The organism is Sphingomonas sp. 320_CC (assembly GCF_059691795.1).
The window spans coordinates 599,126-615,597 of record NZ_JCAWAE010000003.1; the positions used below are offsets into that span (position 1 = coordinate 599,126).

General features: G+C 65.9%; 17 protein-coding genes. 5 read left to right on the forward strand and 12 right to left on the reverse strand.

Annotated elements, in window-relative coordinates; all coding sequences use genetic code 11:
• Positions 1-78: 78 nt before the first annotated feature.
• Positions 79-351 carry a hypothetical protein gene (locus AC59GX_RS14230; RefSeq protein ID WP_497301938.1) on the forward strand — a complete coding sequence of 91 codons (273 nt, stop codon included), beginning with the start codon at positions 79-81 and terminating at the stop codon, positions 349-351.
• Here AC59GX_RS14230 and AC59GX_RS14235 read toward each other — a convergent pair.
• On the reverse strand, positions 348-1,394 hold the full coding sequence (locus tag AC59GX_RS14235; protein ID WP_426281263.1) for a lactonase family protein: 1,047 nt from the start codon (positions 1,392-1,394) through the stop codon (positions 348-350). The genes AC59GX_RS14230 and AC59GX_RS14235 overlap by 4 nt on opposite strands.
• A 48-nt stretch (positions 1,395-1,442) precedes the next feature.
• Entirely contained in the window at positions 1,443-1,595 is a 153-nt protein-coding gene (locus AC59GX_RS14240; protein WP_156362382.1) for a hypothetical protein, read from the reverse strand.
• A gap of 137 nt (positions 1,596-1,732) precedes the next feature.
• Between AC59GX_RS14240 and AC59GX_RS14245 the strand changes: the two genes are divergently transcribed.
• Positions 1,733-1,990 (forward strand): hypothetical protein, encoded by a 258-nt coding sequence (locus AC59GX_RS14245; RefSeq protein ID WP_056489263.1) that lies wholly within the window; start codon positions 1,733-1,735, stop codon positions 1,988-1,990.
• 21 nt (positions 1,991-2,011) lie between these two features.
• Here the strand turns inward: AC59GX_RS14245 and AC59GX_RS14250 are convergent, their stop codons facing one another.
• The 7 genes from AC59GX_RS14250 to AC59GX_RS14280 all read right to left on the reverse strand — a co-directional run bounded on the left by AC59GX_RS14250 (position 2,012) and on the right by AC59GX_RS14280 (position 11,097).
• Positions 2,012-2,287 (reverse strand): hypothetical protein, encoded by a 276-nt coding sequence (locus AC59GX_RS14250; protein ID WP_253070794.1) that lies wholly within the window; start codon positions 2,285-2,287, stop codon positions 2,012-2,014.
• Positions 2,288-2,378: 91 nt separating this feature from the next.
• On the reverse strand, positions 2,379-3,791 hold the full coding sequence (locus AC59GX_RS14255) for an efflux transporter outer membrane subunit (RefSeq protein WP_107953855.1): 1,413 nt from the start codon (positions 3,789-3,791) through the stop codon (positions 2,379-2,381).
• A gap of 10 nt (positions 3,792-3,801) precedes the next feature.
• Entirely contained in the window at positions 3,802-6,981 is a 3,180-nt protein-coding gene (locus tag AC59GX_RS14260; RefSeq protein WP_426281261.1) for an efflux RND transporter permease subunit, read from the reverse strand.
• Between the two features lie 147 nt (positions 6,982-7,128).
• On the reverse strand, positions 7,129-8,406 hold the full coding sequence (locus AC59GX_RS14265) for an efflux RND transporter periplasmic adaptor subunit (RefSeq protein ID WP_426281260.1): 1,278 nt from the start codon (positions 8,404-8,406) through the stop codon (positions 7,129-7,131).
• Entirely contained in the window at positions 8,403-8,801 is a 399-nt protein-coding gene (locus AC59GX_RS14270; RefSeq protein ID WP_333929425.1) for a hypothetical protein, read from the reverse strand. Before AC59GX_RS14270 ends, AC59GX_RS14265 begins: the two co-directional genes overlap by 4 nt.
• A 315-nt stretch (positions 8,802-9,116) precedes the next feature.
• Positions 9,117-9,731 (reverse strand): TetR/AcrR family transcriptional regulator, encoded by a 615-nt coding sequence (locus tag AC59GX_RS14275; protein WP_426281258.1) that lies wholly within the window; start codon positions 9,729-9,731, stop codon positions 9,117-9,119.
• Between the two features lie 64 nt (positions 9,732-9,795).
• Complete coding sequence (locus AC59GX_RS14280) at positions 9,796-11,097, reverse strand: UDP-glucose dehydrogenase family protein (RefSeq protein WP_426281256.1); 1,302 nt, start codon at positions 11,095-11,097, stop codon at positions 9,796-9,798.
• 131 nt (positions 11,098-11,228) lie between these two features.
• Between AC59GX_RS14280 and AC59GX_RS14285 the strand changes: the two genes are divergently transcribed.
• Entirely contained in the window at positions 11,229-11,675 is a 447-nt protein-coding gene (locus AC59GX_RS14285; protein ID WP_426281255.1) for a phasin family protein, read from the forward strand.
• Between the two features lie 119 nt (positions 11,676-11,794).
• On the opposite strand, the gene AC59GX_RS14290 is transcribed toward AC59GX_RS14285, so the two are convergent.
• Together AC59GX_RS14290 and AC59GX_RS14295 are read right to left on the reverse strand one after the other, a co-directional pair.
• Complete coding sequence (locus AC59GX_RS14290; RefSeq protein WP_056057726.1) at positions 11,795-12,793, reverse strand: inorganic phosphate transporter; 999 nt, start codon at positions 12,791-12,793, stop codon at positions 11,795-11,797.
• Positions 12,794-12,961: 168 nt separating this feature from the next.
• Complete coding sequence (locus AC59GX_RS14295; protein WP_056057730.1) at positions 12,962-14,080, reverse strand: DUF47 family protein; 1,119 nt, start codon at positions 14,078-14,080, stop codon at positions 12,962-12,964.
• A 195-nt stretch (positions 14,081-14,275) separates the two neighbouring features.
• On the opposite strand from AC59GX_RS14295, the gene AC59GX_RS14300 reads away from it, so the two are divergent.
• The gene (locus tag AC59GX_RS14300; protein ID WP_165895150.1) at positions 14,276-14,440 is read left to right on the forward strand and encodes a hypothetical protein; all 165 of its coding nucleotides are present in this window, start codon (positions 14,276-14,278) and stop codon (positions 14,438-14,440) included.
• A 40-nt stretch (positions 14,441-14,480) separates the two neighbouring features.
• Here the strand turns inward: AC59GX_RS14300 and AC59GX_RS14305 are convergent, their stop codons facing one another.
• Positions 14,481-15,806, reverse strand: a complete 1,326-nt coding sequence (locus tag AC59GX_RS14305) for an MFS transporter (RefSeq protein ID WP_426281254.1) — start codon at positions 15,804-15,806, stop codon at positions 14,481-14,483.
• A gap of 114 nt (positions 15,807-15,920) precedes the next feature.
• On the opposite strand from AC59GX_RS14305, the gene pgsA reads away from it, so the two are divergent.
• Positions 15,921-16,472 carry a CDP-diacylglycerol--glycerol-3-phosphate 3-phosphatidyltransferase gene (gene pgsA / locus AC59GX_RS14310; RefSeq protein ID WP_056489286.1) on the forward strand — a complete coding sequence of 184 codons (552 nt, stop codon included), beginning with the start codon at positions 15,921-15,923 and terminating at the stop codon, positions 16,470-16,472.

Sequence of the window (16,472 nt, forward strand, 5' to 3'; positions counted from 1 at the left end):
GAAACGTTATCGCAACCACTTGGCCCCTAACGGTCGCTTTACCAGATACGAACTGCCTGTGGGGGGCCAGCTACCATGATGACCAAGAACACCGTTTTGCGGATCGCAGCCGCATGTCTTTTGTCGAGCGCGGCGCCAGTCTGGGCCGGTACGCCGACGACCTGCATCCAGTCGATCAGCACGCCGCGCCTGGTCTGCGACGAAGGGGCGTGCGTGCGCGTCTCGGTCAAGGATCTGTGCGATGCGGTGCGCGCGTCCTATCCCGTCAAGCGCCGTGCGGTGAAGCCGATCCGTATCGACGAAAACCCGGTCCGTACCGAACTGACGCTATTGATCGCCAGCGTCAGCTAAGCGACGAAGGCGAACGCGGCGCCGGGGACGTGCACCGCGAAGTCGGTCGGGGCGAGCGTCCCGTCCGGCAGGATACCAAGCATCGTCACGCGCTGATCGCGTTCGTGGACGACGAGCATCCGGTTTTCCTCTTCCAACACCATGAAGACGCGCGGCGATGCGCCTCCGCTGGCGATATGCTGGAGGAGGGTGGGATCGCCGCGTTCGTTCAGCGCGAAGACCGCGATGCTGTCATGGCCGCGGTTGGAGACGTACAGCCGGTCGCCCGCGGCATTGGCACCGATGTGCGCGACGATGTTCGCGCCGTGCCAGCCTGCGGGGAGGGTGGATAGTGACGCGCGGGGCTTCAGATCGCGGCCCTCGACGGTCAGCGCGATGAGCGTGCTATCGAGTTCACAGGCTAAATACGCCGATTGCGTGTGCTGCTCATGGAACAGCATGTGTCGGGGCCCTGATCCGGGCACGGCCTTGAGCGCGACGTGCGGCGTGCCGAGCGTCTGCCGTTCCGCGTCGAACGAGAAGGCGAGCACTTCGTCGGTGCCGAGATCCGCGACATACAGGAACCGGTTGTCGAGGCCGAAGCCGACCCAGTGCGCGTGCGGCGATTGCTGGCGTTCGGGATCGGGGCCGCTGCCGTCATTGGCGTGCACAATTGGCTGGCCGACCGGCAGACCACTCCGTGGATCCAGCCGGAACAGCGAGACGCTCCCGCTCGCATAGTTCGCGACCGAGACGCACGATTGCGTGCGATCCAGCGCGACGTGGCACGATGCTGCGCCACCGACCGGGACATGCGCTAGCCGGACCCAGCCCGAGGCGGTGCGACGGTGTACGCCAAGCGCGCCGTCGTCCTGCTCGTCGACCAGGTAGTGAAGATCGAACCGCGACGAATAGGTGCCGAACGATGCGTTGCGTGCGTCCGCGTAGGGCGCGGCAAGCGTGCCAATTTGATCAAGCGGATAGAGGCCCATACCGCCTCCGCCGGCATAGGTGCCGATCCAGAGGAATTTTGCGGTGTCGGGGTGGGGGTCGGGACGGGTCATCCGTCGGCTTCTAACCGCGGTCGGTGCTGCATCGCATCCCAATTCAGATCAGCGCTCGATCAGCGCGACCAATTGCTCGCGGTACAGCAACGCCAGTTCTTCGTGCATCCGCGCGATGATCGCGTTCGGTGCCTGAATCGCGAGCACGGACTGGTCGTCCATCCGGCGTTCGATCACGGAAGGGTGTGGGAGAAAATCCATTACCATGCTTTTGGCCGCACGATATTGCGGCCGGATTTCGCAACACGGTTAATCTCGAAATCCTCCCCGGAAGGAGTGTGTTGCGGCAAAATTTCCGAAGGCTGGTATTGGCGTCGGCGTTGCCCTACCGCGGCGTCATGGGCGATCTGGATAGACTGGTACCTTCGGGGATAATCGAGCAATGGGTCTATCACCTGCGACGACAGCGTTCGCGGGCGAGCGACGCGATCTGGCTGATAGACCAAGGGTTTACCCTGCATGACGGGCAGGATGGCATCCCGTCGCACGACGCCACCGCGCGTTGGCGGGCTGAGCAGGAGACCGTCGTCGAGGAAGTGACCGCGTTGCTCGCGCTCTACGACAAGATCAACCTGGGCAAGGCCGACATCGCCTGACATTCCCAGTCGGATGGGCTGCTATCCGGCATCACCGTAACTCCGGCGGATCAGGTCGCCGGTCTGCTCCAGCGACGAGCTTTGCGGTGGTTCGGCATCCGGCATTTCGGCGACCAGTTCGGCCGTCGCCGCGAGTTGAAGATGTCGCTCGCTCAGGACCCGATGCGCAGTATAGGCCGCGTCCGAGCGCGCGGAAACGGCAAGTACCCGTTCCTGCGCAGCCCGGTCTTCATGATACGTGGCACGATCACGCCACGCTGCGGCGTTCGTATCCGTCTGTGCGATGTCGTCGGTCATACTGCGGTCCGTTCGTCGTCAGACTTGATCTACTTTAGTTGCTCCTTACAGTATTATGTCGGTTATCGCATCGGTTCTCGATGGATCTACCTCATGCGGCAGGGCGGCTCGGCGCCTGCCAGCCACCACCCAGCGCACGGAACAGATCGACCTGCGCCCCTGCGATCCGCGAGTCGGCGGCGGCGAGGTCCGTATCCGTATCGGCAAGCGTGCGCTCGGCATCGAGGACGTCGAGGAAGTCGATCTGGCCTTCGCGCTGGCGGGCGCGGGTGATGCGCGCGGCGGTGGCGGCGTTGTCGTGTGCGGACTGCAACTGCGTGCGGCGGTCGAGTTCGCGGGCGTAGTTCGACAGCGCGGTCTCGGTTTCCTCCAACGCGGTGAGGACGCTGCCATCGAAATTGGCAAGTGCGCCGCGCGAGTCCGCCTCGGCGCCCGCGATGCGCGCGCGGGCGGCGGACTGGTTTAGCGACCAGTTCAGCAGAGGGCCGAGCAGCCAGCGGATCGGGCCACCGGTGAAGATGTCGCCGACACTAAGTGCGGTCGAGCCGATCGACCCGCCGAGCGAGATTTGCGGATAGAGCTGCGAGGTCTGGACGCCGATCCGCGCCGTCGCCGCCGCCAGCCGACGTTCGGCAGCGTGAACATCTGGGCGGCGGGCTAGCAACGTCGCGCCGTCGCCGATCGGGATCGGCTGGTCGAGGCGCGGCGTGGTGGTGCGCGCGCCGGCGGTTGCAGGCAGGTCCTGCGGGGTGCGGCCGGTGAGCGTGGCAAGGCGGAAAAGCGCGGCCTGGCGCTCGGCCTCGATCTGCGGGATGTTGGCGGCGCGCTGATCACGAAGGGCGGCGATCCGGACCTGATCGAGGCGGGCTGCGCGACCGGCGTCGACGCGCTTGCCGGTCAGCGTGTTCGACTTGTCGAGCAGGTCGACGATCCGCCGCGCGACCGCGAGACGTTCGGCGGACGAGGCTGCGTCGACATAGGCGCGGGTGGTGGCGGCGACGATCGAGACGCGGACGGCATCCGCATCCGCCTGCGCCGCGCCGACGTCACCGCGCGCGGCTTCGACGTTGCGGCGGACTCGGCCGGCGAGATCGACTTCGTAGCTGACGTCGAGACCTACGTCGTAGGTGGCGCGCTCGCGGTCGAGGCCGGGCAGGTTCTGGAGCTGCGAGGTGCGCGCGTAATTACCGCTCGCGCCCGCGTTCACCTGCGGCTCGCGGTCGGTCTTCGCGCCGCGCAGGGACGCCCGGGCGCTGTCGAGCCGCGCGACGGCGACGCGGAGGTCGGTATTCGCTGCCAATGCATCCGCGACGAGGCCGTCTAGGACGGGGTCGCGGTACATCCGCCACCAGTCGTTGTCGGGCGCCGTCGTGACGGTGGCCGCGTTCGCGGTGACGAACGACGCCGCCGCCTTGGGTGGGGTGATGGGTGCGACATAGTCGGGGCCGGCGGCGCACGCGGCGAGCGTCAGCGCCGAGAGGCTCGCTAGGAGGGCGGACTTCATGATGCTGGTCCTATTCGGCTGGCTGAAGGGTCGCGGCGGGTGCGGCGGGACGGCGGCGTTCGAACCGCAGCGCCAGCGCCCGTGCGACGACATAGAAGGTGGGGGTGAAGAGCAGGCCGAACCCGGTCACGCCGATCATCCCGAAGAACACCGCGGTCCCGAGTGCCTGACGGAGTTCCGCGCCGGCACCGGTCGCGATCACCAGCGGCACCGCGCCGAGGATGAAGGCGAAGCTCGTCATCAGGATCGGCCGCAACCGGTCCTTCGCCGCGCGGACCGCGGCCTCGACGGGGGTGAGGCCATCCTGTTCCTCGGCCTGCTTGGCGAACTCGACCACCAGGATCGCGTTCTTCGCGGCGAGCGCAATCAGCACGACCAGGCCGATCTGCGTGAGGACGTTGTTGTCCATGCCCCGCAGGTTCACGCCGGTCATCGCTGCGAGCAGACACATCGGCACGATCAGGATGATCGCGAGCGGCAACGTCAGGCTCTCATATTGCGCGGCGAGCACGAGGAAGACGAATACCACAGCCATGCCGAAGACGAGAGCGGCGGTGCTGCCGGCGGCCTTTTGCTGGTAGGCGATGCCGGTCCATTCGTGCGCGTAGCCGGCCGGGAGCGACGCATCGGCGAGCTTCTCCATCGCGACCAGCGACTGGCCGGACGAATAGCCCTTGGCAGTGTCGCCATCGACCTCGACCGCGGGGAAGAGGTTGTAGCGGACCACGCGGTAGGGGCCGGTCTTGTCCTTGAAGGTCGACACCGAGCCGACCGGGACCATCTGGCCCGAGTTGGAGCGCGTCTTCAGGTTGGCGATGTCTGCGGTGGTGTTGCGGAACGGTGCGTCGGCCTGCGCGGTGACGCGGTAGGTGCGACCCAGCAGGTTGAAGTCGTTGACGAACGCCGAGCCGAGATAGACCTGCAACGCCTCGAACACGCGCTCGGGGGGAACGCCCAAGAGGTTGGCCTTGGCGCGGTCGACGTCGGCGAAGATGCGCGGGGTCGCCGTGTCGAAGAAGGTGTAGATCTGCGCGAGACCCTTGGTCTGGTTCGCCTGGCCGATCAGCGCGTAGCTCGTCTTGCCGAGGTCGGCGTAACCGTGCCCGCCCTGGTCCTGTACCATCAGGCGGTAGCCGCCGGCCGAGCCGATGCCCTGGATCAGCGGTGGCGGGACGATCAGCAGGCGTGCTTCGGTGATGTCGCCGGTCGCCTTCTGCGATTCCGCCATGATGCTCGCGAGCGTAACGCCGAGCTTCTTGCGTTCCTCGAAGCTTTTTAGCGGGATGTAGGCGGCGGCCGAGTTGGGGGCGAGCGTCTGCGACGGGCCGTCGAAGCCCGCGAGCATGACCGCGCCCTTGACGCCGGCGAGCGGCAGGATGCGTTTCGCGACCTTCTGCATGACCGCGTCGGTGCGCTCGACCGACGAGCCGGGCGGAAGCTGGATGACGGTCAGGAAGTAGCCCTGGTCCTGTGCGGGGACGAAGCCCGACGGGGTGATCGTGAACACGCCGACCGTGACCGCGATCAACGCGGCATAGGCGATCATCATCCGGCGCGGCGCGGTGACCAGGCGCGCGGTGAGGCGGGCATAGCTGTCGCTCATCCGCTCGAACCCGCGGTTGAAGGCATCGCCAGCGCGACGGACCGTACGGGTCAGGCGGTTGCCTGAATCGGCGGGGGCAGTCGGCTTGAGCAGCATCGCGGCGAGCGCCGGCGACAGCGTCAGCGAGATCAGCAGCGAGATGATCGTGGCGGTCGAGATCGTCACCGCGAACTGACGGTAGAACGCGCCGGACAGCCCGGTGAGGAACACGGTCGGGATGAACACTGCGCACAGCACGAGCACGATCGCGACCAGTGCGCCCGAGACTTCGTCCATCGACGTGCGCGCCGCCTCAAGCGGGGAGAGCCCGTGTTCGAGGTTGCGCTCGACATTCTCGACCACGACGATCGCATCATCGACGACGATGCCGATCGCGAGGACGAGGCCGAACAGCGAGAGGTTGTTGAGGCTGTACCCGGCGGCGGCGAGCACCGCGAAGGTGCCGATCAGCGAGACCGGGATCGCCACGATCGGGATGATCGCCGCGCGCCACTTCTGCAGGAAGACGAGGATGACGAGCACGACGAGGACCATCGCCTCGAAGAGCGTGTGCTTCACCGCGTCGATCGACTGCGCGATGAACTCGGTCGGGTTGTAGATGACCTTGTATTCGAGGCCCTTGGGGAAGCGCTTCGACATCGACTCCATCTCGGCGGTGACGGCCTGCGCCGCGCCGAGTGCATTCGAGCCGGGACGCTGAAAGACCGCGGCGATGACCGTCGGCTTGCCGCTGAGATAGGTATTCGCGCCGTAATCCTGCGCGCCGAGTTCGACGCGCGCGACGTCCGAGACGCGGACCTGGCGGCCTTGTGCGTCGGTGCGGATGACGACGTCGGCGAACTGCTTGGGATCGGTGAGGCGCCCCTGAGTCTCGACGTTGAGCTGGAACGCGCTGTTGCCCTTGTCATAGGGCGGCTGGCCGAGCGTACCGGCGGCGACCTGGACGTTCTGCGCGCGCAACGCGGCGACGATCTCGCCGGCGGTGAGGTCGAGCGCGGCGGCACGGCCGGGATCGATCCAGACGCGCATCGAATAATCGCGCGCGCCGAACAGCTGCACGTCGCCGACGCCGTCGATGCGGCTGAGGCGATCGCGGACCTGGGTCAGCGCGTAGTTGGAGATATAGCCGCGATCGAGCGAGTTGTCGGGCGAGACGAGGTTCACCACCATCAGGAAGTCGGGCGACGTCTTGCGCGTCACCACGCCGAGACGCTGGACGTCTTCGGGCAGGCGCGGGACGGCGACCGCGACGCGGTTCTGGACGAGCACCTGCGCGGCGTCGAGGTTGGTGCCGATCTTGAAGGTGACGGTGATCGTGACCTTGCCGTCGCCGGTCGATTGCGACGACTGGTACAGCATGTTGTCGACGCCGTTGATCTCCTGCTCGATCGGCGCGGCGACGGTTTCGGCGACCGTCTCGGCGGAGGCGCCGGGATAGGTCGCGCTGACGGTGACGGTGGGGGGGACGATGTCGGGATATTGCGACACCGGCAGCGTCATGTAGGCGATCGCACCGACGATCGTGATGATCACCGCGATCACGCCCGCGAAGATCGGCCGGGTGATGAAGAAGCGCGAGAAGCGCATGGGAATTTCCTCGGTAGAGGGGCGATCCGTCCGCGCACGCCCCGTCATCCTGACGAAAGTCAGGACCCAGGGTTACTCAGCGGGACGTCTCGAACTCTGGGTCCTGACGTTCGTCAGGATGACGGAATTTTGGTCGGGGTAACGATGTTACTTGGCGAGCGTGGCTTCACCCGAGATCGGCTGGACCGACGCCGGCGCCGTCGTACCCGACGCCACGACGATCCGGCCGACCTTCGGCGCGACAGTCGCGCCGGGCATCGCCATCTGAGTCCCCTGGATGATGATCCGGTCGTTCGGCCCGATCCCCGAGCGCACGATGCGCAGGCCATCGACCACCGGCCCGAGCTCGACCGGCTTCTGGCTCACGACGTTCTTCGCATCGATCGTCAGCAGGACCTTCCGCGCCTGATCGGTCTGCACCGCCTCGTCGGGTACCAGCAGAGCCTGCCGCGTTCCCGCACTTGCGAGGCGCATGTTGCCGAACATCCCTGGCGTCAGGAAATAGCCTGGGTTGGCGAGGACTGCACGGCCGCGGATCGTGCCCGAGCGCTGGTCGAGCCCGTTGTCGGTGAAGTCGAGCTTGCCCTTCCAGCGATGCTCGGTCTCGTCCTGCAACTGGATCTCGACCGCGGCCGGCGTCGCGCCGGGCTGACGCGCGCGCTGCGTCTTGAGATACAGCGCCTCGGAGCCGTCGAACGTGAAGTAGATCGGGTCCAGCGCGTTGATCGTCGTCAGCACCGTGCCGCCGGTGCCTTCGCCCCCCGCGACCTGGTTGCCCGCATCGACGCGGCGATCGGAGATACGACCGCCGATCGGTGCGCGAACCTGCGTGAAGCCTACGTCGAGCGCGCGGGCGCGTTCGCGAGCCTGCGCCGCGGCGAGTGCGGCCTGCGCTGCTTCGAGCCGACCGCGGAGTGCGTCGACTTCGCCTGCGGAGACGGCTTCGTCAGCGACGAGCCGCTGTGCGCGACCCAGATCGGTACGGGCCAACGACAAGGCGCTGCGTGCGCTCGCGACGTTGGCGTGTGCCTCGGCCAGAGCGGCGGCGAACGGACGGGAATCGATCGTGAAGAGTAACTGGCCCTTGCTGACGATCTCGCCGTCGCGGAAATGGATGCCGGTGACTTCGCCGGCAACGCGTGGGCGGATCTCGACGGTGCGGCTCGGTGCGAAGCGGCCGACATAATCGTCCCACTCGCTGACCTGCCGGACGAGCGGCGACGCGACCGTGACGGAGGCGGGCGGGGGTGCCGCCATCGCCGCGTCGGGATGGTCGAACAGCTTCACGCCGACCGCGCCGAGCAGTGCGATCGGCACGAGCACCATTGCGCCGCGCTGCCAGGCCGGCCGTCGGTGACGGTCCGCGGGCGGCGACGCGACGACGTCGGCGTCGTTCGCGGCCGTGATCGTGGTAAGTTGGTTCACGCTGCGATGCTCCGCTTCTGCTGGATGCCGACGCGCATGCCGGTCACGCTCTCGACGAGCGTTTCGATCTGTGCCTCGGCGAAACCCGCGGCGAGGAAGCCCTGGATCTCGGCCATCGGCAACGCGAAGCCGCGACGCCAGGCGTACACAGCCATTCGGCGCAACGCTTCGAGCCGGGGGTCGGCGAGCCGCGACGCGGTGCTCAGGCCGAACAGGCTGCCCATTGCCCGCGACATGCGGCTCGGGCCGGACAGGCTGCGCAACGTGTCGCGCTTGGCGAGCGCGATGACGCTCCATTCCAGCGCGGAGAAGCCGGTCGGGGCAGGGGCGGCGATCGTCTGCGTGCGGCTGGTGACGGGCGAAGCGAACATGTTGTCGAGGTCGAGATAAGCCATGGGATTGTCCCCCTTTTGATCTTAGGCAAGCGCTCGCCTTCGTCGGTGGACGGTCCACCGACGTCAGCTGGTCGCGAGGCGTGCGCGGTCGTTGCCGGCACATCACCGTGCCGCGCTTGCCCGCTTGGAATGTTCGAAAATCAGGCCGAAGCCGTCTTAGGTTTGAACCGTGGTCATGGGTTGGTGTCCCCGGTTGCCCCATCCGAAGTAGGAGGGAGCTTCGATACCAGTCGGTATATAAACCTGGCGTTCATCTAGTCAACAAGACTTTTGTACCGGCCGGTATTTTTTCCCGCGGCGCGGCAGAAACCGTGTCTATTTGGTTGGCCACATAAGCATGCTGGTCTCGACGAGCTGCTGTAGCTCATTGCAGCTAGCGCCCGAACCAGCCTGAATCGACAGCCCCTGCATGATCGCGAAGAGGTAACGCATCAGCGCATGCGACTCGAGGCCCTCGGGGAACTCGCCCGCGGCCTTGGCTTCGTCGAAACGCTTCATCAGCGCGGCTTCGGAGGAGGCCCGGCGCTTGGCGACCTCGGCCTTGATCGGCTCGGCTTCGGCGCTGCAGGCGACACTGCTGATGACGCTCAGGCACCCCTTGGGATCGCAGGTGCTCATCTGCATCTGCAGCGCACCGCGCAGAAGGTTTTCCGCTACGGCACGCGCGGTCGGCGCGTCGAGCGCGGACGTCATATAGGCGAGCTTCTCACGCTCGTAGAGGTCGAGCGCCTTGTGGAACAGCGCCTCCTTATTGCCGAACGCGGCGTACAGGCTGGGCTTGGTGATCTTCATCTCGGCGGTCAGTTCCGCCATCGATGCGCCCTCGTACCCGTTGCGCCAGAACACGCGCAACGCACCCGCCAGCGCTTCGTCGAGATTGAACTCGCGGGGGCGGCCCTTGGGGGCGGTGAGCGTGCAAAGCCTATTCATACCGTTCGGTATATAGTGAGAGCGCGCAAAAGGTCCAGTGACTGGAATATGTTGCCGGGGACGTTCACCGACCGACGGCGGTGTAGGCGAACCCGGCCTGCTCGACGTCGGCGCGCTGATAGACGTTGCGCAGGTCGACCATCACCGGCCCGGCCATCACGCGCTTCAACCGCGCGAGATCGAGTGCGCGATAGGCATCCCATTCGGTCACGATCACGACCGCGTCGGCACCCTCGGCGGCGTCGTATGCGTCCGCGCAGTAGACGAGGTCGGGCATCATCGCCTTCGCCGGCGTCATGCCTTCGGGATCGTGCGTGCGGACCGTCACACCGGCGTCGGCTAGCGCGGTCGCGATCGCGAGGCTTGGGGCGTCGCGCATGTCGTCGGTGTTGGGCTTGAACGTCAGGCCGAGCAGCGCGACCGTCTTGCCGCGGGGATTTTCGCCCAGCGCGTGCAGGACTTTCCGCCCCATCGCGCGCTTGCGGCTGTCGTTCACCTTCACGACGGCTTCGACGATGTGGACCGGCGTGTCGTAATCCTCGGCAGTCTTGAGCAGCGCCAGCGTGTCCTTGGGGAAGCACGAGCCGCCATATCCCGGCCCGGCGTGGAGGAATTTCTTGCCGATCCGGTTGTCGAGCCCGATCCCGCGCGACACGTCCTGCACATCGGCACCGACCGCTTCGCACAGGTCCGCGATCTCGTTGATGAAGGTGATCTTGGTCGCGAGGAACGCGTTCGCCGCGTATTTGATCAGCTCGGACGTGCGGCGACCGACGAACAGGATCGGCGATTCGTTGAGATAGAGCGGGCGGTAGACGTCGCGCATGACCTGTTTGGCGCGCTCGTCCTCGGTGCCGATGACGATGCGGTCGGGGCGCTTGAAGTCGCCGATTGCAGCGCCCTCGCGGAGGAACTCGGGGTTGGAGACGACCGCGACGTCGATGTCGGGACGCTTCTCGCGCAGGATAGCCTCGACTCGGTCGCCGGTGCCGACGGGGACGGTCGACTTGGTCACGACCACGGTCGGGCCGGTGACCGCGGCGGCGATCTCTTCGGTGGCGGCGAACACGTAGCTAAGGTCGGCATGGCCATCGCCGCGCCGCGACGGCGTGCCGACCGCGATGAAGATCGCGTCGGCGCCGGCGACCGCGCTGGCGAGATCGGTGGTAAAGGTCAGCCGTCCCGCGGCGACGTTCGACGCGACGAGCTGATCGAGGCCGGGCTCGAAGATCGGCATGCGGCCGGCATGCAGCGCATTGATCTTCGACTGGTCCTTGTCGACGCAGATCACGTCATGGCCGAAATCCGAAAAGCAGGCGCCGGACACCAGGCCGACATAGCCAGAACCGATCATCGTGATGCGCATGGACGTTCCCCGTAAAAGCCGCGCGACCTATCGAGACTAATGCGCGCGGGTGCAAGCTGGCGGGCGCAACCAAAGCGGAGCATACCGGTTGAAACTTCGACCAAATGGCAGCGCAACACAGGAGAGAGACGATGGCTGACGACTTCAAGCAGGCAGTCGATGACGGTGCGAACGCTAGCAAGGCGGCAACCGACCGCGCGGCGGATGCGGCGAAGGGTGTGACGGACACGATGCGCGACCATGCCGAGAAAGCGCGCGATGCGTTCTCGGAGAAGGTCGTCGATCCGGCGCGGCGCGCTGGCGAGGCGATGAAGGAGTCGGGCGGCAAGATCGCCGAGGGCGGCGCGACGATCGGCAAGGCGATGATCGACCAGGCCGAGCAGAACGCACGCGAGGCCTTCGCGGCGATGCGCGAGGCGGCGAGCGCCAGCGACCTGACCCAGGTGATGAAGATCCAGGGCGATTACCTACGCGAGCAGAGCCAGCGCAGCATGAGCCAGGCACGCGAGATCGGCGAGCTGATCATGAAGTTCGGCAAGGACGCGGTTGCCCCGTTGCAGGGCGGCGGGATCAAGTAAGCCGTCCGGCCGATACGTCGCTCTCCGCTCGGAGGTGGAGCGGCGTACGGACGAGCAAGAACGCCGCCGCTCCGACACTATGACGGAGCGGCGGCGGACCAGCCTCAACTATTTCCTGCTTATACGAACAGTCCGACGAGCCAGTACGTGCCTGCACCGATCAGCCCCGCGGCGGGCAGCGTCAGTGTCCAGGCCACGACGATGTTGCTGGCGACGTTCCAGCGGACCGCGGATAACCTCCGCGCGGCGCCGACGCCGACGATCGAGCCGGTGATGGTGTGCGTCGACGATACGGGGATGCCCCAGAACGTCGCCGCGAACAGCGTGATCGCGCCGCCGGTCTCCGCGCAGAACCCTTGTGCGGGGGTGAGGCGGGTGATCTTCGAGCCCATCGTGTGGACGATCCGCCATCCCCCCGACAGCGTACCCAGCGCCATCGCCGCCTGGCAGGACAGCACGACCCAGAGCGGGACGTGAAATTCGCCGCCGAGCAGGCCCTGCGAATACAGCAGGACTGCGATGATCCCCATGGTCTTCTGCGCGTCGTTGCCGCCGTGGCCGAGCGAATAGAGCGCGGCGGAGATCAGCTGGAGCTTGCGGAAGCGTTTGTCGACGCCGAGCGGGGTGAGCTTGAGGCTCGTCCAGGCGACGATCAGCACGAGAACGAGCGCGAGCATCAGGCCGATCGCGGGCGAGGCGAAGATCGCGAGGACGGTCTTGATCACGCCGCTCCAGACGATCGCGCCGAAGCCGATCTTGGCGATGCCGGCGCCCAGCAGCCCGCCGATCAGCGCATGGCTGCTGCTCGACGGGATGCCGAGCACCCAGGTGATGACGTTCCACGCGATCGCGCCCATCAGCGCGGCGAAGATCACCTGCGCGTCGATGACGTGCGCCTGGACGATGCCGGTGCCGACGGTCTGCGCGACGTGGAGGCCGAACACCGCGAACGCGATGAAGTTGAAGAACGCTGCCCAGAGCACGGCGTATTGGGGTTTCAGGACGCGGGTGGAGACGACGGTGGCGATCGAGTTCGCCGCGTCGTGGAGGCCGTTCAGGAAGTCGAACAGCAGCGCGATGCCGATGAGGCCGATGAGGAGGGGGAGGGAGAGGATCATGCGGTTGCCGCCCTATCCGCTACCGCTTCACCCCCCCGGCGAAGGCCGGGGTCCAATTGGAAAGGTTGCAGCAACGGAACGCCGCCCTTCGTTATTGCCGTCCCCCAATTGGGGCCCGGCCTTCGCCGGGGGGGGGCTGTGCGAGAGGACGCGGACTCAAGCGACACATCAAGCATGGTCGATGACCAGCCCCTGGATCTCGTTCGCGACGTCCTCGAAGCGGTCGACGATCTTTTCCAGGCTGCTGTAGATCTCACGGTTGATGATGAAGGTCATCGGGTCCGCACTGATCTTCGAGGCCTGGAACAGCGCGCGGAGGCCCGTATCGTGGATGTCGTCGGCATGCCCCTCGATCTGGATCAGTCGCGCGGTCAGGTCGTGCAACCGGCCTGCGTTGGTGCCGAGCGACCGCAGCAGCGGAATCGCCTCTGCCGTAATCCGTGCGGCCTCGACGATGATTCCGGCCATGTCGCGCATCTGCGGTGAGAACTCGGTCACCTCGTAGAGCGCGATCGCGTTGGCGGTACCGTTCATCTGGTCGATCGCGTCGTCCATCACGCCGATCAAATCCGTGATCGCGCTGCGGTCGAACGGTGTCACGAACACCCGGCGGACGTCCTGCAACACCTCCCGCGTGATATCGTCGGCCTCGTGCTCGCGCTTGACGATTTCGGCAATCTGACCCTCGATCGAGCCTTCGCCGTGGAGCAGCCGTGCAAGCGCATCGGCACCGGCGACCAGGGTCGCGGCATGCGCGTCGAACAGTTCGAAGAACCGCCCCTGCTTCGGCATCAGCGACTGGAACCAGCCCAGCATCGGAATTCTCCTTTTCGCACTCGTGCGTACGACGGGTAAGATACGTTGCGCGAGCGACGCCGGGATCGGCGGCTCACGGAAAGCAGCGATCAGCGCCTTCAGGCCGGGCTCATTGACAGCCTCCGCCGCACGATCAAGCGTAAACCAGCGTGTGTCGCGTTGATGACGCTCGGGCCAGTCCTCGACCTGCTCGACGAATGCTAGCGGAAACACGGTGACGATCATGTCGCGGTAACGGCCGGTGCGGCGGCGTTTGCGATACGCGAACTGTCCGACCGGCGAGGGGCAGGGGATGCCGCGGATACCGGCTTCTTCGTACGCCTCCTGCGCGGCGGCCTCGTGGCTGGCGAGGCCGACGATCGGATTGCCTTTGGGGATCACCCAGCGCCCGGTATCGCGCGAGGTGATCAGCATCACGCGGGCGTGGCCGGCTTCGTCGATCACATAGGGAAGGGCGCCGATCTGCTCGATGGTCCGGGTCCTCGCACCCGCAAAATCGCGGGGAAAGTCGGGAGCTTATACCCGGTTTTTACGTAAGGATAGCGGCGCAGCGGAGAGTTTTCGGACCGTCATCGCGGGTCCATTTCTGTCCCATTGCCGGACGCCGCTACCTTAACCACCTTTGTCACTGGTCGAATTGGTAAACGCGACGTTAACGTTTGCATCATGACCAGACGCCTAGTCCTCACCAACGAAGCCGCCCGCCATCCGATGCGCCGTTCGCTGCCGCCACCGGTCATCGCGAGCGCGAGGAACGACGATCAGGACGTGAAGCTGTTCCTGCTCAGCTTCGCCGCGTTCTTCACGTGCTTTTACAGCTTCATTTTCTGAGAGAGCCCAGCGTAATACTCCCCTTAGCGGGGAAGGATACTTAACCTCGAGGCGTCGGCAAACAGCCGATCGCGTCGTCGTCGCAGGCCCGGTGCAGCTTCTGCGCGAGCCATGCCGAGACGAGGCACATCGCCGCGACGAGGAACAGCATGTCCTCGGGCGTCACGCCCATGGCGGTGATGCCGATGACGAGGATCGAGCCGATCGTCATCGCGCCCGAATTGACGACGTTGTTCGCCGCCACGGTGCGCGCAGTCTGGTCCTTCTCGACGGTGGTCGTCAGGAACGCATAGAGCGGCACGACGAACATCCCGCCGGTGATCGCGATCGCCAGTAGCGTCGCCAGCACGGGGATCGCACCCGGCTGATGGATGAAGCCGGCCCAATCGTAATAATGCCCCGGAGCCGCGGGCGTCCAGTTCCGTGCCAGGAACGAGAACAGCACGACGAAGCCGCCCATCGCGATCACCGACGCGGGCGAGAACTTCGCGGAAATCCGCCCGCGCAGCATCGAGTTGATCACGACCGAGCCGATCGCCACCCCGACCGAGAACACCGCGATCACGAAGCTCGCCACTCGCTCGTCGGCGGTCAGCACGTTCTTCACCAGTGGCGGGAAGACGATGATCAGCACCGCGCCGATCGTCCAGAAGAAGCTGATCGCGACGATCGCCAGGAACAGGCGGGGGATGTGTAGCGTCGCGCTGATCAACCGCCACGATGCCGTGAACGGGTTATAGTCGAGTTTGAGAGGCGGTCCCTCGCGCGGGGCTGGGGGTACCTGTCGGCCGGAAAACCAGCCGATCACCGCGACGATCAAGACGCTGGCGGCGGCGCCCTCGATCGGGATCCAGCCTGCGGTGACCGTGCCGAGCAGGATCGCAAGATACGTCCCGGCCTCGACGAGGCCCGTGCCGCCGAGCACGTCGCACGGTTTCAGATGCTGCGGCAGGATCGCGTATTTGATCGGCCCGAAGAACGTCGAATGCACGCCGAGGCACAGCACCGCGCCGAGCATCAGCCCGATCCCCAGCGACGGATGCCCCGCGCGCGCGACCATCAAGCCGGTCGCACCCAGAAGCATGATGCCGATCTCGACCGTCTTGACGATCCGGATGATCCGCGCCTTGTCTTCGCTGTCCGCTAACTGCCCGGCGAGCGCGGACAGCAGGAAGAACGGCAGGATGCCGAGTCCCGTCGCCAGCGCGTTGAAGTTCGCCTCCATCTTCGGATCGTTGAAGACGGCATAGGTCGCGAACAGGACCATCGAGGTCTTGAACAAATTATCGTTGAACGCGCCGAGAAACTGCGTGGTGAACAGGGGCAGGAAGCGACGTTGCTTCAGCAACCCAAGGGCATTGAGCATGACGGGAAATAGCCCTGATCGTTGCGGTAATGTGTCGAACCCTTAGCCGAGCGTCATCCGCACGCCAACGTTAAACCGGTTTCGCCCCGCGACCGACCGGTATAGGGGTGGTTGGTGCTGAGCTTGCCTAACCTCCTGACATTGTCGCGGATCGTCGCGGTGCCCCTGCTGGTCTGGTTCCTGTGGTGGCCCGACTGGGAGGCTGGGTACGGCATCGCCTTCGTGCTGTACTGCCTGATGGGCATCACCGATTATTTCGACGGGTATCTCGCGCGGTCGAGCGGCGCCGTGTCGCGGCTGGGGATCTTCCTCGATCCGATTGCCGACAAGATCATGGTCGCCGCGGTGATCCTGATCTTGGTCGGCACGCGCGATATCGCCGGCATCCATGTCATCGCCGCGCTGGTGATCCTGCTGCGTGAGATCGCGGTGTCGGGATTGCGCGAGTTCTTGGCGCAGGTACAGGTTTCGGTGCCGGTATCGCAGCTCGCCAAGTGGAAGACGACGTTGCAGCTCGTATCGCTCGGCGGGATCATCCTTGGCGGGTCGGTGCCCGAGATGGTCTGGGTGCATACCGTCGGCATCGTCGCGTTGTGGGGCGCAGCCGTCCTTACGTTGCTGACCGGGTGGGATTATCTCCGCGTCGGCCTGAAGCACATGGACTGA